Source organism: Paraburkholderia pallida (genome assembly GCF_004524855.1).
Classification (GTDB): Bacteria; Pseudomonadota; Gammaproteobacteria; order Burkholderiales; family Burkholderiaceae; genus Paraburkholderia; species Paraburkholderia oxyphila.
Window position 1 is genome coordinate 415667 of the sequence record NZ_CP038149.1, and the last position, 25184, is coordinate 440850.

At 67.4% G+C, this 25184-nt stretch carries 18 protein-coding genes; 14 read left to right on the plus strand and 4 right to left on the minus strand.

The features are described 5' to 3' along the window. Position 1 precedes the first annotated feature (1 nt). The 11 genes from tssH to E1956_RS17215 all read left to right on the plus strand — a co-directional run bounded on the left by tssH (position 2) and on the right by E1956_RS17215 (position 16712). Entirely contained in the window at positions 2-2728 is a 2727-nt protein-coding gene (gene tssH / locus E1956_RS17165) for a type VI secretion system ATPase TssH (RefSeq protein ID WP_134751280.1), read from the plus strand. A gap of 65 nt (positions 2729-2793) precedes the next feature. Further along, positions 2794-3183 (plus strand): DUF4280 domain-containing protein, encoded by a 390-nt coding sequence (locus tag E1956_RS17170; RefSeq protein WP_134751282.1) that lies wholly within the window; start codon positions 2794-2796, stop codon positions 3181-3183. A gap of 1 nt (position 3184) precedes the next feature. Continuing rightward, entirely contained in the window at positions 3185-5182 is a 1998-nt protein-coding gene (locus E1956_RS17175; RefSeq protein WP_134751284.1) for a type VI secretion system Vgr family protein, read from the plus strand. 48 nt (positions 5183-5230) lie between these two features. After that, on the plus strand, positions 5231-7222 hold the full coding sequence (gene tagH, locus E1956_RS17180; protein ID WP_232071679.1) for a type VI secretion system-associated FHA domain protein TagH: 1992 nt from the start codon (positions 5231-5233) through the stop codon (positions 7220-7222). Between the two features lie 48 nt (positions 7223-7270). Further along, positions 7271-8605, plus strand: coding sequence for a type VI secretion system baseplate subunit TssK (tssK, locus tag E1956_RS17185; protein ID WP_134751286.1), 1335 nt, complete (start codon positions 7271-7273; stop codon positions 8603-8605). Positions 8606-8675: 70 nt separating this feature from the next. Next, a complete protein-coding gene (locus E1956_RS17190; protein WP_167760051.1) occupies positions 8676-9941 on the plus strand; it encodes a DotU family type VI secretion system protein in 1266 nt (421 codons plus the stop codon). Then, the gene (tssM, locus tag E1956_RS17195; RefSeq protein WP_134751290.1) at positions 9938-13513 is read left to right on the plus strand and encodes a type VI secretion system membrane subunit TssM; all 3576 of its coding nucleotides are present in this window, start codon (positions 9938-9940) and stop codon (positions 13511-13513) included. The genes E1956_RS17190 and tssM overlap by 4 nt, the downstream gene beginning before the upstream one ends. After that, positions 13510-14181, plus strand: coding sequence for a type VI secretion system-associated protein TagF (gene tagF, locus E1956_RS17200; RefSeq protein WP_134751292.1), 672 nt, complete (start codon positions 13510-13512; stop codon positions 14179-14181). Before tssM ends, tagF begins: the two co-directional genes overlap by 4 nt. Positions 14182-14249: 68 nt before the next feature. Next, entirely contained in the window at positions 14250-14858 is a 609-nt protein-coding gene (locus E1956_RS17205; RefSeq protein ID WP_232071681.1) for an OmpA family protein, read from the plus strand. A gap of 59 nt (positions 14859-14917) precedes the next feature. After that, positions 14918-15868: a hypothetical protein gene (locus E1956_RS17210; protein ID WP_134751294.1), complete on the plus strand. Its 951-nt coding sequence runs from the start codon at positions 14918-14920 to the stop codon at positions 15866-15868. A 28-nt stretch (positions 15869-15896) separates the two neighbouring features. After that, positions 15897-16712 carry a class I SAM-dependent methyltransferase gene (locus tag E1956_RS17215; RefSeq protein WP_134751296.1) on the plus strand — a complete coding sequence of 272 codons (816 nt, stop codon included), beginning with the start codon at positions 15897-15899 and terminating at the stop codon, positions 16710-16712. 120 nt (positions 16713-16832) lie between these two features. On the opposite strand, the gene E1956_RS17220 is transcribed toward E1956_RS17215, so the two are convergent. Then, positions 16833-18098 (minus strand): pyridoxal-phosphate-dependent aminotransferase family protein, encoded by a 1266-nt coding sequence (locus tag E1956_RS17220; RefSeq protein ID WP_134751298.1) that lies wholly within the window; start codon positions 18096-18098, stop codon positions 16833-16835. Between the two features lie 322 nt (positions 18099-18420). On the opposite strand from E1956_RS17220, the gene E1956_RS17225 reads away from it, so the two are divergent. Continuing rightward, positions 18421-18816 carry a PaaI family thioesterase gene (locus tag E1956_RS17225; protein ID WP_134751300.1) on the plus strand — a complete coding sequence of 132 codons (396 nt, stop codon included), beginning with the start codon at positions 18421-18423 and terminating at the stop codon, positions 18814-18816. Positions 18817-18931: 115 nt separating this feature from the next. Here the strand turns inward: E1956_RS17225 and E1956_RS17230 are convergent, their stop codons facing one another. From E1956_RS17230 to E1956_RS17240, 3 genes are all read right to left on the minus strand, one after another. Then, the gene (locus tag E1956_RS17230; protein ID WP_134751302.1) at positions 18932-19726 is read right to left on the minus strand and encodes an ABC transporter ATP-binding protein; all 795 of its coding nucleotides are present in this window, start codon (positions 19724-19726) and stop codon (positions 18932-18934) included. Between the two features lie 3 nt (positions 19727-19729). After that, the gene (locus tag E1956_RS17235; protein ID WP_133193160.1) at positions 19730-20626 is read right to left on the minus strand and encodes an ABC transporter permease; all 897 of its coding nucleotides are present in this window, start codon (positions 20624-20626) and stop codon (positions 19730-19732) included. Positions 20627-20956: 330 nt separating this feature from the next. Continuing rightward, positions 20957-21946, minus strand: a complete 990-nt coding sequence (locus tag E1956_RS17240; protein ID WP_134751304.1) for an ABC transporter substrate-binding protein — start codon at positions 21944-21946, stop codon at positions 20957-20959. Between the two features lie 1037 nt (positions 21947-22983). Here E1956_RS17240 and E1956_RS17245 point away from each other — a divergent pair. Together E1956_RS17245 and livH are read left to right on the plus strand one after the other, a co-directional pair. Next, on the plus strand, positions 22984-24111 hold the full coding sequence (locus E1956_RS17245; RefSeq protein WP_134751306.1) for a branched-chain amino acid ABC transporter substrate-binding protein: 1128 nt from the start codon (positions 22984-22986) through the stop codon (positions 24109-24111). A 145-nt stretch (positions 24112-24256) separates the two neighbouring features. After that, positions 24257-25183: a high-affinity branched-chain amino acid ABC transporter permease LivH gene (livH, locus tag E1956_RS17250; RefSeq protein ID WP_134751308.1), complete on the plus strand. Its 927-nt coding sequence runs from the start codon at positions 24257-24259 to the stop codon at positions 25181-25183. The last annotated feature ends 1 nt before the right edge of the window (position 25184 follow it).

Genomic DNA, 25184 nt, shown 5'->3' on the forward strand with positions numbered 1-25184 from the left:
CATGGCCGAAATCAAGCGTGCAGCGCTCTTTGGCAAGCTCAACCAGCTAGGCTTTCGCGCGCTCGAAAGCGCGAACATGTTTTGCCGCCTGCGCGGCAACCCTTACATCGAACTGGTGCACTGGTTCCATCAGATCCTGCAGTTGCAGGACTCGGACCTGCACCGGCTCGTGCGCCACTACGGGATCGACCCGGCGCGGCTCGCGGGCGATCTCACCGCGGCGCTCGACCGTCTGCCGCGCGGCGCTTCGTCGGTCACGGACATCTCCTCGCAGGTGGAGGAGGCCGTCGAGCGCGGCTGGGTGTTCGGCTCGCTGATGTTCGGCGAGTCGCAGGTGCGCACCGGCCATCTGATCGTCGGACTCCTGAAGACCCCCTCGCTGCGCAATACGCTCTACGGCATCTCGCGGCAGTTCGAGCAGATCAAGCTCGATGCGCTGTGCGAAGAGTTCGACCGCCTGTTGCGCGATTCGCCCGAAGCGGCGATGGGCGCGAGCGACGGCTTCCAGGCGAACGCGGGCGCCGGTGCGGAGGGCGACGCCGCCGGCATGCCGCCCGCTGCGATGGGCAAGCAGGAGGCGCTGCGCCGCTTCACCACCGATCTCACCGAGCAGGCGCGCAGCGGCAAGCTCGATCCCATCGTGGGCCGCGACGAGGAAATCCGCCAGGTCGTGGACATACTGATGCGGCGGCGCCAGAACAACCCGATCCTCACGGGCGAGGCCGGCGTGGGCAAGACCGCGGTGGTGGAGGGCTTCGCGCAGCGCATCGTGGCGGGCGACGTGCCGCCCTCGCTGCGCGACGTCGAGTTGCGCACGCTCGACGTGGGCCTGCTGCAGGCCGGCGCGAGCATGAAGGGCGAATTCGAGAACCGGCTGCGCCAGGTGATCGAGGAAGTTCAGGCCTCCGAAAAACCGGTGATTCTCTTTATCGACGAAGCCCATACGCTGGTGGGCGCGGGCGGCGCGGCGGGCACCGGCGACGCCGCCAACCTGCTCAAGCCCGCGCTCGCGCGCGGCACGCTGCGCACCGTGGCGGCCACGACCTGGGCCGAGTACAAGAAGCACATCGAGAAGGACCCCGCGCTCACGCGGCGCTTCCAGGTGGTGCAGGTGGGCGAGCCGGACGAAGAGAAGGCCATTCGCATGATGCGCGGCGTGGCCTCGACGATGGAGCAGCACCACAAGGTGCAGGTGCTCGACGAGGCGCTCGAGGCGGCGGTGCGGCTCTCGCACCGCTATATACCGGCGCGCCAGCTGCCCGACAAGTCGGTGAGCCTGCTCGATACAGCGTGCGCGCGCGTGGCCGTTAGCCAGCACGCCACACCGCCCTCGGTGGACGACGCGCGCAAGCGCATCGCCGCGCTCGAAACGGAGCTCGAGATCATCGGCCGCGAGAAGGCGGTGGGCATCGAGACGCGCGAGCGCGAAACGTCGGCCAGCGAAAAGCTCGCGGTGGAGCGCGAGCGGCTCGCACAACTCGAAGCGCGCTGGGAGACCGAGAAGGGGCTGGTCGAGCGGATTCTCGCGTTGCGCGCGCAGTTGCGCGAGCGCACGGGCAAGGTGGAAGGCGGAACAGGCGCATCGGGCGAGGGCGCGGCGCAAGCCGGCAATGCCCCTAACGACGCGGCACCGATCGATGCAGAAGCGCTGCGCGCCGAGCTGCGCGAATTGCAGGGGCAGCTCGCGAGCCATCAGGGCGAGGAGCCGCTGATCCTGCCCACCGTGGACCGCCAGGCCGTGGCCTCGGTCGTGCAGGACTGGACCGGCATTCCAGTGGGGCGCATGGTGCGCAACGAGATCGAGAACGTCCTGAAGCTGGCCGAGAACCTGAACAAGCGCATCATCGGCCAGGGCCATGCCACCGAGATGATCGCGCGGCGCATCCAGACCTCGCGCGCGGGCCTCGACAATCCGAACAAGCCGATTGGCGTGTTCATGCTTGCGGGCACCTCGGGCGTGGGCAAGACCGAGACGGCGCTCGCGCTCGCCGAAGTGCTTTACGGCGGCGAGCAGAACGTCATCACGATCAATATGAGCGAGTACCAGGAGGCGCACACGGTCTCCTCGCTCAAGGGCGCGCCCCCGGGGTATGTGGGCTACGGCGAGGGCGGCGTGCTGACCGAGGCCGTGCGGCGGCGCCCTTATAGCGTGGTGCTGCTCGACGAGGTGGAGAAGGCCCACCCCGACGTGCACGAGATCTTCTTCCAGGTGTTCGACAAGGGCTGGATGGAGGACGGCGAGGGCCGCGTGATCGATTTCAAGAACACGCTGATCCTGCTCACCACCAACGCCGGCACCGACCTCATCACGAATCTTTGTAAGGACCCCGAACTGATGCCCGATCCAGAGGGCATTGCAAAGGCATTGCGCGAGCCCTTGCTCAAGGTGTTTCCGCCCGCGCTGCTCGGACGCGTGGTGACGATCCCGTACTACCCGCTCTCCGACGAAATGCTGGGCGCGATCATCCGCCTGCAGCTCTCGCGCATCGAGAAGCGGCTGCGCGTTTCGCACAAGGTGCCGTTCCTCTACGACGACGAGGTGGTCAAGCTGATCGCGAGCCGCTGCACGGAGCTGGAAAGCGGCGGCCGCATGATCGATGCGATTCTGACCAACACGTTGCTGCCGCGCGTCTCCACGGAGTTCCTCACGCGCATGATGAACGGCGCCAGCGTGACGAAGGTGGAGGTGGGCGCGCGCGACGGCGAGTTCGTCTATACGTTTGATTAAGCAGCGCGCGATCCTGCGCGACCCGGCGCGCGCAAGAGTGCAAAAGAGAACAGGGGAGAACGACCATGCCACAACAGGTCAGCATGGGAGCCACGCTGCAGTGCTCGTTCGGCGCCGCGCCGTCGAGCCTCGTGGTGCTGCCCGTCAATATGGTGATGGGAGAAGGGCCGCCCGCCGCGAACATCATGGACCACATACCCATGGTCAACATCATGCCGTTCGGCGTGTGCTCGTCGCTGGCCAATCCGCAGGTGGCCGCGGCCACGTCGGCGGCCCTGGGCGTGCTCACGCCCATGCCGTGCATCCCCGCAACCCTCACCCCGTGGACACCGGGCGCGCCGACCGTGCTGCTCGGCAACCAGCCCTCGCTCGACAACGTCTCGAAGTGCATGTGCAACTGGGGCGGCGTGGTGTCGATCGTGAACCCGGCCACCGTCAACACGATGATTCCCTGACATGACCTCGCAAGATACGAACCGCCACGTGACGGTCAGCTGCAAGGGCACCCAGGCGAGCCTGCTGTTCCTGCGCATGACCGGCCGCGACGAACTGGGCCGCCTGAGCGAGTACCGCGTGGACCTGCTGTGCGAGCAGAACACCGTCACGCCCAAGGACGTGCTCGGTCAGGACCTGTCGATCGCGGTCTCGTTGCCCGCGGGCGGCGAGCGGCAGTTCAACGGCATCGTGACGGTGTTTCGCATGACCTCGCCGGGCAACCAGCAGTACGGCAGCATGGCGAGCTATCAGGCCATCGTGCGGCCGAGCCTGTGGCTGCTCACGCGCGGCTCGCATTGCCGCTTCTACTACGAGAAGACGGTGCCCGAGATCGTCATGAGCGTGCTCAACGACTACAACGTGGACGTGACGAACCGCTGCACCGCGACGTATCCGAAGCGCGAGCATTGCGCGCAGTACCGCGAGACCGATTTCGACTTCGTGAGCCGGCTCATGGAGCACGAGGGCATCTACTATTACTTCGAGCACACGCGGGGCCGCCAGACCCTGGTGCTGGCCGATGCCGGCGACGTGCACGCGCCCATCCCGGGCTACCAGAGCATGCCTTATCGCGACCGCAATGCGGCCGCGCGAGAGGGCATGGAATGCGTCTATGAGTGGTTTGCGGGCGGCGAGCTGCAGACCGGTCACTACGAGACGAACGACTACGACTTCGAAAAGCCCTCGTCGAGCCTGCAGGGCGGCCTGCGTTCGCGCGCCACGCGCACGCAGCCGTACGACGCGCCGAGCTACACGATGCAGGAGCATCTCACGGGGCACACCGCGCCCGCCGACGGCGACCGCTACGCGCGCGTGGGCGTGGAGATCCGCCAGGCGCGCAACGACAGCATCGAAGGCCGCAGCACGATGCGCGGCATCTGGCCGGGCGGCTTGCTGCAGATGAGCGAGCATCCCGTGGACGACTGGAACGAAGGTTATCTGGTGGTGAGCGCGTCGTACGAGATCAATTCGGATGCCTATGTGTCGAGCCGGGCGGCATCGGCACAGAGCGCGCTGCCGTTCTTCGACTGCGAATTCAAGGCGCTGCGCAAGGACAACCAGTTCCGCGCCGAGCGGCTCACGCCCCGCGCGGTGGTGGGTGGCTTGCAGACGGCGGTGGTGGTGGGCGATGGCAGCTCGGAAATCTTTACCGACGAGTACGGCCGCATCAAGGTCCAGTTCCACTGGGAGCAGCTTTACGCAAACGACGACAGCCAGGTGACGGACCGCTGCTGGGCACGCGTCTCGCAGGGCTGGGCGGGCAAGACCTGGGGCATGTTCTTCCTGCCGCGCGTGGGGCAGGAGGTGATCGTCGAATTCATCGAAGGCGACCCCGACCATCCGCTCGTCACGGGCAGCGTCTATAACGCGAGCCTGATGCCGCCATACAAGCTGCCGGCCAATTCGGCCTTCGCCACGATCAAGAGCAACTCCACGCCCAATGCGTCGGGCAACAACGAGGTGCGCTTTCTCGACAAGGCGGGCGGCGAGCAATTGTTCTTTCATGCGCAAAAGGACCATGAAACGTGGGTGATCAACGACACGTTGATGAACGTCGGCAACGACCGTCACCTGAAGGTCACGGCCAACGAGTATGTACAGGTGAGCGGCGACCGGCACGACCACGTGAGCGGCGCGCAGAACGCCAAGGTCGACGGCACGGCCTCGCTCACGGTCGGGCAGAAGCTGCAGGAGAAGGTGGGCATGGACTACGCCATCGACGCGGGCCAGAACATTCATATCAAGGCGGGCATGAACGTGGTGATCGAGGCGGGCATGAGCATCACCCTGAAAGCGGGCGGCGCGTTCGTGGTGATCGGGCCGAGCTCGGTTGCGGTCTCGGGCATGCCGATCCAGCTCAATTCGGGGGGCTCGGCCGGCTCGGGAGCCGGCTCGTCGCCCACGTCGCCCACCGACCCGAAGGACGCTGACGATGGCACGAAGAAGGTGGAGTCGTGAGGCGATCTGCAATCCTGATGAAATGACGGGGGAGACCTGGGTAACGCGATGCAACTGACCAATCCGATCCTCACGCTGCGCGTGGCGAAGTACAACGACGAGCCGCTCGCCGAACCGATCGCCGTGCGCTTCGGGCCGGACGGCGGCACGATCGGCCGCGCCACGACCTGCACGCTCGTGCTGCCCGACCAGCAGCGCGCGATCTCGCGCGTGCATGCGCGCGTGGAATGCCGTGGCGGCGAGTATCTGCTGTGCGACCTCGGCGCCAATCCGAGCGTGCTGAACCAGCGCGCGCTGGGCGGCACGCGCGAGGCGCGGCTCGCGCATGGCGATCAGTTGATGATAGGCGCGTATTTGCTGGAGGTGGCGCTGGCAGAGGGCGCGGCGCAGGACGAGGCGCGACCGTTCGGGCACGATCCGCTCGCGGGCGTGCAGGTGCTGCGAGGTGCGCCCGAGGCTGAAGACCTGACGCTGCCCGAGAACCCGCTGGTGAACCCGTTTGCGCCGGGCGGCTATGGCCAGGCGGGCGGCACGGGTGCCGCTGCGGCCGGCGCCGGCCGGCTGGATGCGCTCGGCGCGGCGTGCCTCGGCACCGATGAGCGCGTGGTCGCTCGGCCCGGCTATGCGGGATCGGAAAGCGACCACGTTGCGCCCGAGCTGCAGGCGCTCACGCCGCCTGCGCTTACGCCTGCCGCGTCGCCTGCCTCGCTGTCTGGAGCCGGTGGCATTCCTGCGGACTACGATCCATTGGCCGACGCCCTGGCGCAGTGGGAGTCGGGCGGCAGCGCGGCGCCTGCGCAGGTGCCGACCACTGGTGCGGCGGCGCCCGGCGTGGCGACGCCCGGCGTAGCGACGCCCGGCGCATTTTCTCCCCACGTGGCGCCTGCCATGACGCCGGTGCCGCCGCTCATGCCGCCGCCGATGCCGGCTTCGTTGCCTGCGTTTGCCGCCATGCCTGGCGCGGCCGATCCGCTCGGCCTGGGCGCAGGCGGGCCGACGGGTTTGCCCGCGAGCTTGTTGGGCGATGCGGCACCGCATGGCGCGACGCCGTTCGACGATCTCTTTGCGCCGGCCGCGCCAGCGTCGCCAGGGTCTTTCGCGCCGCCGGCGCAGCCCGCTGCGGCGGCCCAGGCGGCACCGCGCGAGCTGCTGCCTTCCGTGACGCAAATCTTCGCGCCTGCGGCGCCATCGCAGCCCGAGCCGCCGCCTCCCGTGCAAGCGAAGGCCGAAGAGGCGCCGACGCCACCACGACAGGCCACGCCAGGCGCTGCACCGGGCATCACGCCGGCACCTGCGCCAATACCCACGCCAGCACCGGCCGCGCCCGCGCCCGCGCCGCAACCCACCGCACGCGCGGCAGCGCCTGCGGCCGCCGCGCCGGTTTCAACCGACGAGCAGGCCATGCTCGCCGCGCTGCTCGAAGGCCTGGGACTCGACGCCGGGCGCGCGCCGAACCTGCCCGCCGCGGACCTCGCGCGGCTCGTCGGCGCGATGCTGCGCGATTCGCTGCGCGGGACCATGGCGGTGTTGCGCGCGCGCTCGATGACCAAGCGCGAGGCGCGGCTCGACACCACGCTCATCGTCGAGCGCGACAACAACCCGCTCAAGTTCTTCCCCGACGTGGACAGCGCGCTCGCACAAATGCTCACCGGCCGCGCGCAGGGCTACCTGCCGCCCGCGGAGGCGGTCGCGCGCGCGTTCGTCGACATCGAATCGCACGAGCTGGCCGTGCTAGTGGGAATGCGCGCGGCGCTCTCGCACGTGCTCGCGCGGTTCGACCCGGCCACGCTCGAAGCGCAGTTGAGCGAGCAGGGCGTGCTCGACCGCGTGCTCTCGAACCGCAAGGCGAAGCTCTGGGACCGTTTCGTCGAGTTGCGTGCAGGCATCGCGCGCGAAGCGGAGGACGACTTCCAGAAGCTCTTCGGCAAGGCCTTCAACGAGGCCTACGAAGCGCAGGTGGACGCCATGCAACGCGCGCGCGAAGCGAGCAGAACGACGGGCGAGGACGCGCAGACGAAACCGAAAACGGGGCCCGCCTGACCTGAGCGCCGGCGGTCGCCTCCTCAACCATACGACGACGAGAACAACGTGTCCTGGAACAGCAAAGTCATCTGGTCGGAAGGCATGTTTCTGCAGCCGCATCATATGCAGCAGCATGACCGTTATCTGCAGGCGCAGCTCGAGACGCGCGCGGGCGGCCTGTGCCCCTATGCCTGGGGCTTCGCCGCGCTCGAGATTGACGAGCAATTGCTCAAGCTCGGCAAGCTCGCGCTGCTCTCCTGCGCGGGCGTGTTTCCCGACGGCACGCCGTTCAACCTGCCTGGTGACGACGACCTGCCCGAGCCGCTCGACATTCCCGAGGGCACGCGCAGCATGCTCGTCACGCTCGCGCTGCCGGTGCGCCGCCCCGGCGTGCCGGAAACAGGCAATGAGGAAAGCGAAGAGAATTTCGCGCGCCATCGCCGCGCCGACGCCGAAGTGCCGGACAGCAACGATCCGAACGCGAGCGCGGCGCTCGTGGAAATCGGCAAGCTGCGCGTGCGCCTCGCGCTGGAGCCCGACGTGGCGAATGCCTACGCCACGCTTGGCGTGGCGCGCGTGATCGAGCGGCAGCCCGACAACCGCGTCGTGCTCGAAGCCGACTACAGCCCGCCGTGTCTCGACTATCGCGTGGCGTCACGTTTGCGCGCCTTCGCCGATGACCTCGTGGGCCTCCTGCACCAGCGCGGCGAGGCGCTGGCCGCGCGCCTCGTGCAGCCGGGCGTGACGGGCGTGGCCGAAGTCTCCGACTTCCTGCTGCTCGAGCTGATCAACCGCGCGGAACCGCTCGCGGCGCATTTCGCCACGATGACGGGGCTGCATCCCGAAGCGCTCTATCGGATGGTGGTGCAGCTCGCGGGCGAGCTGGCCACCTTCAGCCAGAAGAACAAGCGCCCCAACGCGTATCCCGTCTACCGGCACGACCGCTTGCGCGAGACCTTCGCGCCCGTGATCGACGACTTGCGCGCGGCGCTCAGCATGGTCATGGACCCGCACGCGGTGCCCATTCCGCTCGAAGAGCGCAAGTTCGGCCTGCGCGTCGCGCTGGTGCCCGACAAGAACCTGTTCGCCTCGGCCAACTTCGTGCTGGCCGTGCGCGCGCAAATGCCGGCCGAAGCCATCCTCACCGGCTTCGCGCCGCAAGTGAAGATCGGGCCGATCGAGCGCATCCGCGACCTCGTGAATCTGCAACTGCCGGGCATCGGCTTGCGGGCGCTGCCCGTGGCGCCGCGCCAGTTGCCGTTCCATGCGGGATTCACATATTTCGAGCTCGACCGCGGCAACGAACTGTGGAAGCAGTTCGCGGCTTCGGCGGGCATGGCGTTGCACGTCGCGGGTGAGTTTCCCGGCCTCGCGATGGAATTCTGGGCGATCCGCCGATAGGCGCTTGCGTCTGGCGCAGCGGCGCCATCGATTGAGGAGGACGTGCACCGTGTCACCCGACGACCCACGCATGAGCGCCGACCCCGGCGCCACGATCCTGATCCCGACGCCGGGCGGCGCGCGTGCGCCGTTCGTGGCCGCGGCGTCGTCCGTCGCGCCGATTCCCGCCGACGCAGGCGGCCTGAATCCGCTGCTGCGCGCGGCCAATCCGCTCATCGATCTGGCCTTGCCGCTGCGCCAGCTACCCACGCACCCCGACCTGGAACAGTTGCGTACACAACTGATTCAGATGATGCGGGCCTTCGAGACGCAGGGGCGCGCGAGCGGCTACGACGACGAAAAGCTCGGCGCGTCGCGCTATTGCCTGTGCACTTTCCTCGACGAGGCGATTTCGAGCACGCCCTGGGGCGCGGGGGCATGGGCGAGCCGCAGCCTGCTCGTGACCTTCCATAACGAGGCCTCGGGCGGCGAGCGCTTCTTCCTGATTCTCCAGCGGCTCGCGCAGAACCCCGGCACGAACGTCGACGTGCTCGAACTGATGTACGTGATACTCGGTCTCGGCTTCGAAGGGCGCTACCGCCTCATCGACGGCGGCCGAACCCAGCTCGACGCGGTGCGCGAGCGGCTCGAACAGATGATCCGCGCGCAGCGCGGCGCCGTCGAGCGCGAGCTCTCGCCGCAATGGCAGCCCGTGAGCGTGGAGCGCAAGCCGCTGTTGCAACTGGTGCCGCTGTGGGTGGCGGCGGCCGTGGCGTGTGTCGTGCTGGTGGTTGCGCATCTGGTACTGAGCTTCCGGCTCAACGACGCATCGGACAGCGTGTTCCAGGCGCTGCACGCGATCCGCGTCGCGCCGCCGCCGGTGCTCGTGGCGAAGATGGAGGCCGCGCCCAAGCCCGCGCCCAAGCTCGCGCAATTCCTCGCGCCCGAGATCGCGCAGGGCCTCGTGCGCGTGACGACACAGCCCGACCGCACGATCGTCGAGGTGAATGGCGACGGCCTGTTCGCTTCGGGCAGCGCGGAGCTCACGCCCACGTATTTGCCGATCATCCAGCGCATCGGCGACGCCTTGAAGGACGTGCGCGGCAACGTCGTGGTCACGGGCCACACCGACAATCAGCGGCTCATTTCCGCGCGCTTCCCGTCCAACTGGCATCTCTCGCAGGCGCGCGCGGAGACCGTCAAGGACCTGCTGGTCGCCCGCGCCGGCACGCCCGCGCGCTTCACCGCCGAGGGGCGCGGCGATACCGAGCCCATCGCGCCGAACGACAGCGCCGCCAACCGCGCGCGTAATCGCCGCGTGGACATTGCCGTGCTCGCACCGGGAGCCACACCATGATCAAGAAGCTGGTGGACTGGCTGCGACGCACGATCGTGCTGTCGTTTCTAGGCGTGCTCGCGCTCGCGCTGATCGTCTGGATCGAGGGGCCGCTCTTCGCATGGGCGGGCAGCGCGCCGCTCGAATCGGGCACGAGCCGTTGGTTCGTGATCGCGATCCTGTTCCTGCTATGGGCGCTCTACTGGTTCGTGCGCTGGCTGCGCGTGCGCCTTGCCAACGTGAAGTTCACGCGCGTGGTGGCCGAGGGCGCGAAACAGGCGGCGCCGGGCAAGGAGCAATCGGACGCCGACGTGACCGCGCTGCGCAAGCGCTTCGAAGAGGCCATGGCGATTCTGCGCAAGTCGCGCGTGAAGGGACGCTTCGGGAGCCAGTACGTGTACCAGCTGCCGTGGTACATGTTCGTGGGCGCGCCGGGCACCGGCAAGACCACGGCGCTCACGCACTCGGGCCTGAAATTTCCGCTCTCGACGCAACTGGGCGACCAGGCGGTGGGCGGCGTGGGCGGCACGCGCAACTGCGACTGGTGGTTCACCGACGACGCGGTGCTGCTCGACACCGCCGGCCGCTTCACCACGCAGGACAGCTTCGCGGCCGCCGATCAGGCCGCGTGGGGCGGCTTCCTGCAATTGCTGCGCAAGTACCGGCCGCGCCGCCCGCTCAACGGCGTGATCGTGGCGGTCTCGGCGCAGGATCTGCTGCAGCTTTCCGACACCCAGCGCGCGTTGCAGGCCTCGGCCGTGCACGAGCGCCTGAAGGAGCTCTATGAGCGCCTCGGCACGCGCTTTCCGGTCTATGTGCTGGTGACGAAGTGCGATTTGCTGGCCGGGTTCGCCGAGTTCTTCGACGACCTGGGCCGGGACGAACGCGAGCAGGTCTGGGGCGTGACGTTCGCCTTCGACGAGGATGGCGGTGCCACTCCAGGCAATCCAGGCAGTCCGAACGACGTGCTCGCGCAGTTCCCGGCGCAGTTCGACGCGCTGGAGAAACGCTTGCAGGCGCGCGTGCTGCATCGCATGCAGCAGGAGACGGACACGCGGCGGCGCGCGCTCGTCTATGGATTCCCGCAGCAGTTCGCGGGCCTCGAAGGCGTCGTGCAGGCTTTTCTGAACGACGCGTTCAGCGCATCGCGCTACGAGAAGCCGGTGCTGTTGCGCGGCGTCTATTTCACGAGCGGCACGCAGGAAGGGCGCCCGATCGACCGTGTCATGAGCGCCGTGGCCGCGGCGCTCGGTCTGCAGCAGCAGGTCGTGCTGCCCGATGCGTCGGCGGGGCGTGCGTACTTCATCACGCGGCTCCTGCGTGACGTGATCTTTCACGAGTCCGGGGTTGCGGGCACCAACCGCCGGCTGGAGCAGCGCCGCGCGTGGCTGCAGCGCATCGCGCTCGGCGCGATCGCACTGTTCACGGTGCTCGCGCTCGGTGCGTTCTTCATCAGCTATCAGCGCAACGAAGCCTACGTGGAGCACGCGGCGCAACAGGTCGACGCGCTCAAGCAGCTAGCCCAGGCCACGCCGCCCACCGACAACCCGCTCGCGCTGCTGCCGCTCCTGAACGCCGCGCGCGACTTGCCGGGCGGCTACGCGCAGCGCAACGCGAGCGTGCCGTGGCTCTCGCGGCTCGGGCTCTACCAGGGCGACAAGCTCGGGCTCGAGGCGCAGGCGAGCTACCGCCGGCTGCTCGGGCAAACGCTGCTGCCGCTCGTGGTGCGGCGCATGGAAGAAGAGTTGCGGCGCGGCGATGCGAACAACGGCGAGTTCCAGTACGAAGTGCTGCGCGCCTACCTGATGCTCGGCGACCCGTCGCACTACGACGCCGATGCGGTGCGCCTGTGGGCCGATGTCGACTGGCAGCGCGGCCCGTTGCGCGACGCGAGCGACGCGCAGCGCAACGATATCGACGGCCATCTTGCGGCGCTGTTCGAGCCCGCGTTCTTCGACCCCTCGCTGCCGCTCGACAAGAGCCTGATCCAGCAAGCGCGCACGAACCTCGCGAAGATGCCGCTCGCGCAACGCATGTTCGACAGCGTGCGGCGCGATCTCGACGCCCAGCATCTGCCCGACTTCAGCGTGGCGGCCGCGGGCGGCCAGAACGCGGCGCTCGTGCTGGTGCGCAAGAGCGGCGCGCCGCTCACGCGCGGCGTGCCCGGCGCATTCACGCTCGCGGGCTATCGCAAGTTTCTCGCGCTGCGCGACGCCGCGGTGCTCGACGTGGCGCGCGACAACTGGGTGCTCGGCCGCGACGAGCAGGTGCTCACGCCCGCGGCCGCCAACGACCTCAAGACGGCGATGACGCAGCTTTACTACGACGAATACATCCGCCAGTGGGACGCGCTGCTCGGCGATATCGACGTGGTGCCGTTCGACGGCGTGGACAAGGGCGCGCGCGTGGCCTACGCGCTCGGCAATGCCGACTCGCCGCTGCGCGCGGTCATGGTGGCGGCGGCGCAGGAGACCACGCTCGGCAGCATCAACGAAGGCGGCACGATTGGCGCGCAGGCGGGGGCGCTCATCAACGGCAAGATCGAGGCGATGAAGAAGAAGCTGGAGAGCGCGATCGGCAACACGCCCGACGACACGGCCAACGGTGCACCTGCACAGGTCAATCCCGTCGATGCGCATTTTCAGGCGCTGCACGACCTCGTGGGCAAGCCCGGTGCGCAAGGGCCCGCGCCGCTCGACACGCAGCTCGCGGCGCTCAAGGACGCGGCCACCTACCTCCAGGCCGCCGACACCGCGCGCCGCCAGGGCCTGGCGCCGCCGCCCGGCGACGCCATCGGCAAGCTCAAGCTCGCCTCGCAGGGCGCGCCCGCGCCGCTGGCGGCGGTCGCGAACGACGTGGCGACCGGCGCCACGGCGCTGATGGCGGGCGGCGAGCGCGCGCGCCTGAATGCGCTCTGGCTCGCGAACGTCGGGCAATTGTGCAAGCAGGCGCTCGACGGGCGCTATCCGCTCGTGCGCAGCTCCACGCGCGACGCCGCGCCCGACGACTTCGGCCGCCTGCTCGCCCCGGGTGGCCTGATCGACGACTTCTTCCAGAAGAATCTGCAGAACTTCGTCGACATGTCGGGGCCCGTGTGGCGCTGGCGGCCGGGCACGGAATCGCTTGGCATTCCAGACGATGTGCTCGTGCAGTTCCAGCGCGCCGCGCAGATTCGCGATGCGCTGTTCCGCGCGGGCGGGCGCGACGTCTCGGTGCGCTTCACGGTCAAGCCGATCGCGATCGATCCGTCGATCACGCAATTCACGCTCGACGTGGATGGCACGCAATGGGTCGCCAAGCCGGGCGCGAACGAGGGCATGGGCTTCCAGTGGCCGAGCGGCAAGGGCACGGGGCAGGCGCACGTGGAATTCGCGCCGCCCGGCAACGGCGACGCGCCGCGCGCCGACGGTCCGTGGGCGCTCCTGCATCTGATGGACAAGGCGCAATTGCAGCAGATGGGCCAGCCCGACCGGTTCAAGATCGATTTCGTCTCGGATGGCCGGCACGCGCAGCTCGAGCTGGACGCGAGCAGTGTGACGAACCCGTTCCGGCGCGGCATGATCGATCAGTTCCGTTGTCCCGATCATCTATGAGCGAGACGGGGTTCTTCGGCAAGGTGCGCACGCACGGCGATTTTGTGGCGCGGCGGCTGCCGGCAGCGTTTATCGAGCCGTGGGACCGCAGCCTCCAGGCCGGCATGCTCGAAGCACGCTCGCGCTATGGCGCGCAGTGGTTGCCGCTCTACCTGAACGCGCCGGTGTGGTATTTCGCGCTGGGCGCGGCGCTGTGCGGCGAGGAGGCCTGGGTGGGCGTGCTGATGCCGGGCGTGGACCGCGTGGGCCGGTATTTCCCGTTCACGCTCGCGCGGCCGATGGCGCAGGCGCTGCTCGCGGGTTGGCTGCGCGGCGCGCAGGCGTGGTTCGATGCGGCGACAGGGCTTGCGCTGTCGACACTGGCGCCATCCTTCGATCTCGAACGCTTCGACGAGCAGGTGGCGGCGCTCGATGGATTCGGGCAGGACGACGGCGCGCCCTGGCGTTATGCTTGTGTGCCTGAGGGCGAAGAACCTGGTGTCGGGCTCGGCGAGTGCCTGGCCAGCCGCGCGGCGGTGGGCGAGAGCGTGTGGTGGAGCGAAGGATCGGACGCGGTTCCGGCAACGCTGCGCATCGCACAGGGTCTGCTCGATGGGCCGCGTTTCGCGGACCTGCTCGACGTCGCGCAGGCGCCGTGGCAGACGGCGATCGCGCTGCGCCGCGATTGAGGCTCAAACTGGCCGCGCAATAGCGAGGCCGCGCCATGGCGCAAGATTGGATTCAATGGAGAGATGACATGTTGGCTTTCACGAAGAATGTCTCGCAAGCGCGGCTGCGGCGTGTGTGGCCCGCCACGCTCGCTTGCTGCGCCGTCGCGATCGCGGGCGCGATGCAGACCCCCGCTCATGCTCAGGTGATGAAAGAGAAGGACATCACCGAGCAGTCCATCACCAATGCGCTCACGCCGAACGAGACGACCGGCGACGTGCTCACGCGTGGCTTCGTGCTGTCGAATCAGCAGCCGGGCGCGATGTCGGCGAAGGCGAAGCGGCCTGAAAAGGCCCCATCGGCGCAAATGCTGATTACTTTCGCCACGAATTCCACGGACCTCACGAGCACGGCGCGCGGCGCGCTCGACAAGGTCGCGCGTGCGTTGCAATCCGACAAGCTCTCCGCCTTCCGGTTCCGCGTGGAGGGCCATGCCGATCCGCGCGGCAATGCCGATGCGAACATGACGCTCTCGCAGCAGCGCGCCCAGGCCGTGGTCGACTATCTCACGCAGCAGGACGGCATTGCGGCGGAGCGCTTGAGCGCGGTGGGCAAGGGCTCGACCGAGCCGCTTAATACGCGCAATCCGGCGGCGCCGGAAAATCGCCGCGTGACGATCGTGACCGTGACCGACTGAACTCCGTGCCGCTCTTGCGCATGTCAAGCGGATTGCCGGGTGCGGGGTCGCGCCCGCGCATGGGTATCGCGAACGTTGCGTACGCAACGTTAGTGTGCCTGTGCGCCGGTCTCGTGACATCCCATGGGATCGCGGCCGGCACGCCGATGTCAGCGGGCGCGTTGAGCGCCCAGCTCGCCGACGCGTTCGCGCCGCATCCCGCAGTCGTGCACTTGCCGCTCGCGCAGCTTGCTGGCGCATTGCCGCTGGGCCCCACGCTGAGGCTCTACGCGATCACGGACCAGCCCGGCCTGTACGTGATGCACGCGCCGAGCCTCGCGGCGCAGGGCGCGATGTTCTCGCGTGTCGTGGCGCTGGTCGAGCGGCGCGACATGCCGCGCGACCGCGTGGTGTCGATGAGCGCCATTGTCGCGAGTGCGCGCCGCTTCGGCGAAGATCCGGCGGGCCTCACGGCGGGTAACAACTTCAGCACGGCGCGGATTGCGCAGTTCTTCGACGTGGCGCAGCGGCAGCACGTGAGCCTGACCGAAGGCGAGCGCGCGTTGCAGACGCTGCTCGCGCAATGGGGCCTCATTCGGCAGGAAGCGGGCGAGGGCGGGATGACGTGGCAGGCCGCGTCGGCGCATGATTTCCTCGTCACGATTCCGGGCACGGGAACGGGGCCCGCGGGGGAGGTGATCGACACCGAGGTGCGCGCGGCCATCCTGAGCCATGAGCTCGGGCACTGGCGCTACTTCTCCGACCCCGCCTATGCCGAGGCCTGCCGCACATTCTGGTGGCATCAGTTGACCTACACGGAGCGCGAAGCGCTCACGGAAGAGCTGACGAGCATGGGCTACGACCCGTCGGACCGCATCGTGATCGACGAGTTGCAGGCCTATCTGCTGCACACGCCCGCGCGCTTCATGCCGCTCGCCGATGTGCCGGGCGCGGGCGGGGTGGATATCGCGCGCGTGAAGCGGGGGCTGGAACTGAGCGTGCGCAATGTGGGGAAAAACGCGGGACAATAGCGCTTTTGCTTACCGCCGTCACGCCAGCATGCAGAACGACTCAAACGACAAAGTCCCTCACGATAGCGCTGCTTCCACGTCCGACGATCACGCCGAACCGGTGCCCGGCGCGAGCGCCGCGCCCGAGCTGCCCGGCCGCGCGAACTACACGCAGTTCGCGCAGCGTTACGCGCAAATCGCGCCGGAAAAGCCGCACAACGCGCTCTACGAGCGCCCAGCCACTGCCGCGCTGCTCGGTGAGGTGGCGGGGCTCAGCGTGCTCGATGCGGGTTGTGGGCCCGGCATCGTCAGCACCGAGCTGGCGCGCGCGGGGGCGCGCGTGCATGCATTCGACGTGACGCCCGCGATGGTCGAGCTGGCGAAGTCGCGTTGCGCGGGCCTGCCGGTGGAGGTGACGCAAGGCGATCTGGGCCAGCCGCTCGCGTGGCTCGCCGACGCCCAGTTCGACCGTATCGTCTGCTCGCTCGCGCTCGACTATGTGGAGCACCTCACGCCCACCTTCGCCGAGTTCCGGCGCGTGGCCCGGCCCGGCGCGCTGCTGGTGTTCTCGATGGCGCATCCCATGCGCGACTGGATCGATACGCGCACGCGCGGCGGCCGCTCGTACTTCGAGACCACGCGCTTTGGCCTGCACTGGGGCGGCTTCGGCGAGCCCAAGCCCTACGTGGAGGCGTACCGCCGGCCGCTTGCCGATATCGTCAATGCGCTCACCGCGAACGGCTGGGTGATCGAGCAGCTGGTCGAACCGCTGCCGCAGCCCGAGATGAAGGCGGTCGCGCCCAGGCTCCATGCGGAGCTGGCGCTCGCGCCGGCGTTTCTCTGCGTGAGGGCGCGTCGCGCGTAGGGCGCGGCCTGGCAGTGGCGGGCCGCACGGTCTGAAACGCTCCGCCAGTCGCGGGCCGCCCGGGGCGCCCGGCCCGAAATGCTTTGCCAGTGGCGCTCCGCCCGGAGCGCGCGGCTTCGTTCATCGGTGCCCGGCCGCCGAAAGCGATTCTTCGAGCGCGGCCACGCCGGCAGGCAGATCCACGTCCGCGCCCAGGTCGCACATCGTGCGCCCGAGCGCGTGCACGGTGCGAAACAAATGGTGCTCGCGGCATTGCTCGCCCATCTGCCCGATGCGCACGATGGGGAGTCCGAACGATCCGGCAATCTCCACCTGGTACTGCCGCGAAATATGGTTGCATACGTCACGCGGCGTGACGCTCGCGGGCAACGCGATGCCGACCACCGAGTTCAGACGGCACGCTTCGGGCGTGTAGAGCTCGAGGCCGAGGGCCATCACGCCGCTCTGCAGCGCGAGCGAGCAGCGCTGATGCCGCGCGAAGCGCTTTTCAAGCGTCTCCGTGCAGACTAGCCGCAACGCCTCGTGCAGTGCGAGCACGCCCGAGACGGGCGCGGTGTAGTGATAGCCCGCGTTGTGCCAGAAGTTCTCGGCGAGGATGGCGTCGAGGCACCAATGCGTGTTTGGTACGGTGCGCTCGCGCACGCGCTCCCACGCGGCATCGGAAAACGCGATCAGCGAGACGCCGGGGATCGACGAGAGCCCCTTCTGGCCGCCGGTGATCACCACGTCGATGCCCCAAGCGTCCATGTCGAGCGGCATCGTGCTCAGCGTGCAGACCGCGTCCACGACGACGAGCGCGCCCACGGTCTTCGCGACACGCACGATGTCCTGCAACTGGCGGTTCCAGACCGTGTTGGACGTCTCGCCGTGCACCACGGTGACGATCTCGGGGCGCGTGCGCTCGATGGCCTGCGCGAGCGTATCGAGCGAGACGATCTCGCGGTCGGCCATCTCGAGCGTGGCGACCTCGGCGCCGACGCGCCGCGCCATCTCGGCCATCCGCGCGCTGAAGAAACCGTTCACGATGGAGAGCACGCGCGTGCCCGGCCAGGCGAGATTCGAGACCGCCATTTCCATGGCCGCCGAGCCAGGGCCGGCCACGCCGAGCACCCAGTTCGAGCGCGTCTGGAAGACGTAGCGCGCCATGGTCTTCACCTGGTCGATGACGCGCGCCATGGTGTCGCCGAGGTGATTGATGACGACCGAGTTGGCCTTCGCGACGGCGTCCGGAATGGGCACGGGGCCCGCGCCCATCATGAGCAGCGGCTCCTCGGGCAGGATGCTCGTGAGCGGATCCACGCTCGGGCAGGAGACCGGCAACGCCGCGGCGGCCGCCGCCGCCCGTTGGTGGGTCAGGGAGTCGGTGGGGCGCGTGTTGTCGGTCATGATGGGTTCCTTTGCGGTGCTGGGGAGAAATGCGCCCACGTGGGCGGCGGGGAAAAGTATAGTGTTCTTCCGGGCCGCATATAAAACCATGTACAGTTGCGCGGATTTTCTCTGAACAGTGCACAGTTGCGTGAGGGCGCGCTGCGGTGCCGGGTGCTGCGTCCTATAATCGACAGCCGGCTCCGGCTCCGGCTCCGGCCTGGCTTGGTCCGGTGTGACGCGACGTGGTCCGCGCGCGAATCGTAGCCCGCGCGCGAATGGCGTGCGCAAGGCGCCGGGCCGCATCGACACCGCTCATCGACATCATCAAGGAGACCGCAGCATGCCGCAATTCGCCGTCGACAATCCGTTCCTCGAAACGCTCGGCGTGAGCGTTACGCAATGGCGCGAGGGGTACGCGGAACTGCTCATGCCGATCGACGCCTCGAAGCTCAACCGCCAGGGCGTGCTGCAAGGCGGGGCGATCGCCACGCTGCTCGATGCGGCGGCGGGCTATGCGGGCCTGTTCGCGGAGCCCGACGCGCCCAAGCGCCATGGCTTCACGCTCTCGCTCACCACCAATTATCTCGACAAGGGGCTCGGGCAGTTCGTGCGCGCCAAGGGCTTTCTGGAGCGCGGCGGCCGCTCGATTTTCTTCGCCCGCGCGGAGGCCTGGGTGGACGACCGCCTGCTGATTGCAAGCGCGCAGGGCACCTTCAAGTATTCGAAATCGGCTTGAACCCGGCACGGCCTGGTCGTCAAAAGTTTATTCGGAATCCAGATTAATTGCCGGAAAATGAAAAACCCGCCAACCGGTAAGGTGGCGGGTTTTTTCATTTGGCGCGTGCCGGCGCTCAGCCCAGCAGCAGCGCGTCGTCGTCGAGCTTCTCGTGGCGCGTCTGCTCGAACATGCGCAGCAGGTCCGGCACATCGAGACCCCGGCGTGCGTCGCCGGACACGTCCAGCACCACCTGCCCCTGGTGCAGCATCACGGTGCGCTGGCCGTAGTCCAGCGCCTGGCGCATGCTGTGCGTGACCATCATGGTGGTGAGCTTCGCTTCCTCCACGATGCGTGCGGTCAACTCCAGCACGAACGCGGCGGTCTTTGGATCGAGCGCCGCCGTGTGCTCGTCGAGCAGCAGGATGCGCGAGGGCTGGAGCGAGGCCATCAGGAGGCTCACGGCCTGGCGCTGCCCGCCCGAGAGCAGGCCGATGCGGTCGGTCAGGCGGTTTTCCAGGCCGAGATTCAGCAGGCTCAGCTTGGCGCGGAACAGTTCGCGGTCCTGCTTTTTGAGCGCCGGGCCGAAGCCGCGGCGCTTGCCGCGCGCCATCGCGAGCGCCATGTTCTCTTCGATCGTGAGCGCCTCGCAGGTGCCCGCCATCGGGTCCTGAAACACACGCGCGACGAGATGCGCGCGGTCCCATGCCTGCTTCTTCGTGACGTCGTTGCCGTCGATGGTGATCTTGCCGCTATCCACCATCTGGTCGCCGCTGATGGCGTTCAGGAAGGTGGACTTGCCCGCGCCGTTCGAGCCGATCACGGCCACGAACTGGCCCGTGGGAATCTCGAGCGTGAGCCCGCGTAGCGCGCGTGTTTCGATCGGCGTGCCGGGGTTGAAAGTCAGTTTGAGGTCTTGTGCGCTGAGCATCGCTTAGGCCCTCCCGTTCTTGCGGGCGAAAAGTTTCTTGCGCGTGGCGGGCAGCACGAGCGCGATCGTCACGAGCACGGCAGTGACCAGATTCAGGTCCTGCGCCTTGAGGCCGATGAAGTCGCTATTGAGCGCGAGCGCGATGAAGAAGCGGTAGAGAATCGCGCCGAGCACGGCCGCGAGCGTCGTGAGCACGAGGCGGCGTGCGGGCAGAATGCTTTCGCCGATGATGACCGCGGCCAGCCCGATCACGATGGTGCCGATGCCCATCGAGATGTCCGAGCCGCCTTGCGTCTGCGCGAAGAGCGAGCCCGCGAGCGCCACGAGCGCGTTGGAGAGCGCCATGCCGGCGAGCGTCGCGCGGCCCGTGGCGATGCCCTGGGCGCGCGCCATGCGCGGGTTGGCGCCCGTCGCGCGCAGCGCGAGGCCGTATTGCGAGGAGAAGAACCAGTCGACGCCGAACTTGGCCGCGAGCACCACGACGAACAGCGCGAGGGGGCGCAGCACGTAATCGGGCAGCCACGCGGGCTGGATCATCGTGAAGACGGTGGCCTCGGAGATGAGCGGCACGTTCGGCGCGCCCATCACGCGCAGGTTGATCGAGTAGAGCGCGATCATCATGAGAATACTGGCGAGCAGGTCCATGATCTTCAGGCGCACGTTGAGCCAGCCGGTGATGAAACCTGCGAGCGCTCCGGCGATCATCGCGCAGAAGGTGGCGATAAACGGATCGTGGCCATTGGCGATCAGCGTGGCGGCTACGGCGCCGCCCAGCGGGAAGCTGCCGTCGACGGTGAGGTCGGGGAAGTTGAGGATGCGAAACGAGATCAGCACCCCGAGGGCGACGAGGCTGAAGATCAGGCCGATCTCGAGCGCGCCCAGTAGTGAGTAGAGGGACATGGGGAAATCCTGTTGCGGTCTGCGGCGCGCGGGTCGTGGTCGCTGCGCCGGATCGGTCGCCGCCGGCACGCGCAGCCTGGGTGAGGCGGCGTGCGCCGGCGGACGCGGGGGCCCGTTCTGGGCCGGTACGTTTTTTACGGCTCGACTGCGTTGTAGCGTCTTTCTTGCGTTGTGCTGTTGCGGCGTGCTTTTGAGTCGCGTTCCGGCGGCGTGTTTCCGCGGTTTCCCGGCGGTACTTCCACGCCGTTTCCGATCGGCAACGCGCCGCGCGAGGCGGGCGCATTGCCGTGACGCGACGGCCCGCGCGCTGTCACGCGGTAACGTCGCGCCTTACTTCACGACCGTCGTGGCGTCCTTGAGCAGGTCGTCGGAGAGCTTCACGCCTTGCTTCTGCGCGGCGGCCGGGTTCACGTACAGTTGCAGCTTGTTGCTGGTTTCCGATGCGATCGCGCCGGGCTTCTCGCCCTTCAGGATGCGCACGACCACCTTGCCGGTCTGATGGCCGAGGTCGCTGTAGTCGATGCCGAGCGCCGCGACGGCGCCGCGCTTCACGCTGTCCGTATCGGCGGCGACGAGCGGAATCTTCGCGTCGTCGGCTACTTTCACGAGCGCCTCGTAAGCCGAGACGACGTTGTTGTCGGTGTTCGTGTAGATCACGTCGACCTTGCCGATCAGGCTCTTCGCCGCCGGGCCGATGTCCACGGTGCGCGGCGCGGCCGCTTCCTTGAGCGTCATGCCCTGCTGCGCGAGCAGCGTCTTGAGCTGCTTGACGACCACGACCGAGTTCGCTTCGCCGGGGTTGTAGACCATGCCCACGTTCTTCGCGTTCGGCACCACGCGCTTGATCAGCGCGATTTGCTTGTCGAGCGGGAGCTTGTCGGACACGCCGGTCACGTTCGTGCCGCTCGGCGCCCACGTCTTCACGAGCTGCGCGGCGACCGGGTCGGTCACGCCCGAGTAGACCACGGGCACCGACTTCGTTGCGGCCACCACGGCTTGTGCCGAAGGCGTGGCGATCGCGACGATCGCGCTAGGGTTGTCGCCTACGAACTTGCGGGCGATCTGCGCGGCCGTGCCGGTGTTGCCCTGCGCGCTCTGGTATTCCCACTTGAGGTTCTTGCCGGCGTCGTAGCCGGCGGCTTTCAGCTCGTCGCGCACGCCGTCGCGAATCGCGTCCAGCGCGGGGTGCTCGACGATCGACAGCACTTCCACGGTCGCGGTCTCGGCCGCTTGTGCGGCGCCGGTGGCGAACGTGAGCGCGGCGGCGCCGGCGATCAGGCTAAGGGTGGCGGCCTTGGCGGCTTGCGTGAAGCTCTTCATTCTCTTTGATCTCCCCCGAATGGTCGGTTCTTTCGGTTCTGGACGGGTGTGGGCCGCGGGTCGCGGCAGCGCCACCGGACTTGCGCGCGGCGCTGCCCAGCACGCCGTGCGCCGCGTTGGGTGCCGATGGTGCGCATCAGGCCGGCGGCAAGGCAGCGAGCATACCATCGCCTTTCATGGGTCCGGAACGCGCCACGGGCGAGTGGTGCATGGATGCGACGGTGTCGTGGCGGCGAGCGGTAAATCGCATCGGCGATTTTTGGGAAAAATCGGTGGGATGCCGGAAGTTTTCCTGATTTCGGATTGGAAATAATGGATGAGCGCATGCCGCAAGATTCTGAGTGGATTATGCGATTTTGCGGCGGCGCATTGAAATGCAAATGTAAGTTTTGTGAATCAAATCAATGGGTTGGCGCGCTTTGCATTTAGGGTTTGTACTATTGTGGAGACGTGCCGTTCGCGATAATTTCCCGGATCGTTAAAATGTGGCGGCATCAGGATAAATATATTCGATGAGGCCCTCATGAGGTTCTGTGGAATGGGCGGTTAATAATCAAAATTTCGCATTGGAAATTAATTTTCCCGAACCTCCGCCAGACGGGCCTCCTGTCGCTGCGCTGTGACTTCGAACGCCATTCCGCACCGATTTTTCAAGGGTTTTCGGCCGCTTCCGGGTGTTTTTTGTCAATTGACATAGATCAATATATCGATCGATATCCGAAAAAACCCTCGGTTGCGGAATGGGCGGGTTTATTGATAGCATCCGCGGGTCGCTGATTTTGGCCGGACCACCTTTCCGGTTTGAAATGCAGTGAACGGGGCAGGCGGATCGCTTGCGCAATGGAGGCTGTATCCACAGTCTCTCCGAACTGAAGCCGCTACCAGGCGGCCGATACATGCCGGGCCCCGTTGCGTCTTTTGTCTTTTGGCCCGTCCTTGTTGTCCTCCCCGTCGAAGTCCTTGGGGTGCTGTTCGTGTTCGTTTGCGCAGGTCAACCCGTCTGCCCGGTTGACCCGAAAACAATCGAGGAGCTCCTGATGACGCCGTTGTCCCGCCTTAACCGCCTGACTTCCTTTTCCGTGGCCGCCGCGCTGCTTGCCTTCGGCGCCGCTGCGAACGCCGACACCGTGAAGATCGCCATTGCCGGCCCGTTCAGCGGCCCGGTTGCCCAGTATGGCGACATGGTCAAGGCGGGCGCCCTGACCGCAATCGAACAGATCAACGCCGCTGGCGGCGTGAACGGCAACAAGCTCGAAGCCGTCCTGATGGACGACTCGTGCGAGCCGAAGCAGGCCGTCGCAGTCGCGAACAAGATCGTCTCGCAGCACATCCAGTACGTGGTCGGCCACGTCTGCTCGGGCTCGACGATCCCCGCTTCGGACATCTATGAGAACGAAGGCGTGGTGATGGTCACGCCGTCGGCGACCGCGCCGCAACTCACCGAAGGCAAGAAGCGCCAGTACATCTTCCGCACCATCGGCCGCGACGACCAGCAAGGTCCGGCTGCCGCCGCCTACATCATCAACAAGGTCAAGCCGAAGAAGGTCGCGATTCTGCACGACAAGCAGTCGTACGGCCAGGGCATCGCCACCTCGGTGAAGGCCGCGCTCGACAAGGCGCATATCCCTGTCGTCGTGTTCGAAGGCATCAACGCAGGCGATTCGGACTACTCGGCAGTCGTCACCAAGCTCAAGTCGCAAGGCGTGGACTTCGTCTACTTCGGCGGCTATCACCCGGAAATGGGTCTCCTGATGCGCCAGTCGCGTGAACAGGGCGTGAAGGCCACGTTCATGGGACCGGAAGGCGTGGGCAACAAGGACGTGACCGCCATTGCCGGCCCGGCTTCGGAAGGCATGCTCGTCACGCTGCCCGCCGACTTCGCTTCGGACCCGGCCAACGCCAAGCTCGTGAAGGCCTTCGCCGACGCCAAGCGCGACCCGAACGGTCCGTTCCAGATGCCGTCGTATGCCGCGGTCGAAGTGATCGCCGACGGCATCGCGGGCGCGAAGAGCACCGACCCGACCAAGGTTGCCGCCTACCTGCACAAGAATGCCTTCAACACGCCGATCGGCAAGGTGGAGTACGACGCCCAGGGTGACCTGAAGTCGTTCCGCTTCGTCGTCTACACGTGGCACAAGGACGCCACCAAGACCGCCGCGAACTGATCCCCGCGCCGCACGCTGCGCACGCCCCGCCGACCATGGCGGGGCGTGGAGTCTGTCTCGCATCAGTTGTGCGCGCAACAAATTCAACCAGATCGGCACGGTTTCAGGGCTCTCTCATCGGCTTCACTGCCGCGGGGCTTAAGGCATGAATGATTTTCTTCCGCAGTTCACCCAGCAGCTCGTCAACGGGCTCACGCTGGGTGCGATCTATGCGCTGATCGCCATCGGCTACACGATGGTCTACGGCATCATCGGCATGATCAACTTCGCTCACGGCGAGATCTACATGATCGGCGCCTATGTGGGCCTCGTCACGCTCACGGCGATCGGCACCTCGGCGGGCTATCCGCTGCCGCTCGTGCTGGGCGCGGCGCTCATCGTCTCGGTGCTGGTCACCGGACTCTACGGTTTTGCGGTCGAGCGCGTCGCGTATCGGCCGCTGCGCGGCGGGCCGCGCCTCGTGCCGCTCATTTCCGCGATCGGCATGTCCATCTTTCTGCAGAACTACGTGCAGATCGGGCAGGGCGCGCGCGACGTGTCGGTGCCGATGCTCATCTCCGGTGCGCTCGACTTCAACATGGGCGGCAGCTTCGAAGTGACGATTCCGTATGCACGCATGCTGATCGTCGGCGTGACGCTCGTGCTGATGATCGCGCTCACGCTGTTCATCTCGCGCTCGCGCATGGGCCGCGCCTGCCGCGCCTGCGCCGAGGACATGAAAATGGCCAACCTGCTCGGCATCGACACGAACCGCGTGATCTCGTTCACGTTCGTGCTCGGCGCGATGCTCGCGGCCGTGGGCGGCGTGCTGATCGGACTCACGATCGGCAAGCTCAACCCGTATATCGGCTTCATCGCGGGCATCAAGGCGTTCACCGCAGCGGTGCTCGGCGGCATCGGCAGCATTCCGGGCGCGATGCTCGGCGGCGTGCTGCTCGGTCTCGCCGAAACCTTCGCAGCGGGCTACATGCCGGCCGAGTACAAGGACGTCGTGGCCTTCGGCCTGCTCGTGCTCGTGCTCTTGTTCCGTCCCACCGGCCTGCTCGGCAAGCCGGACGTCGAAAAGGTGTGAG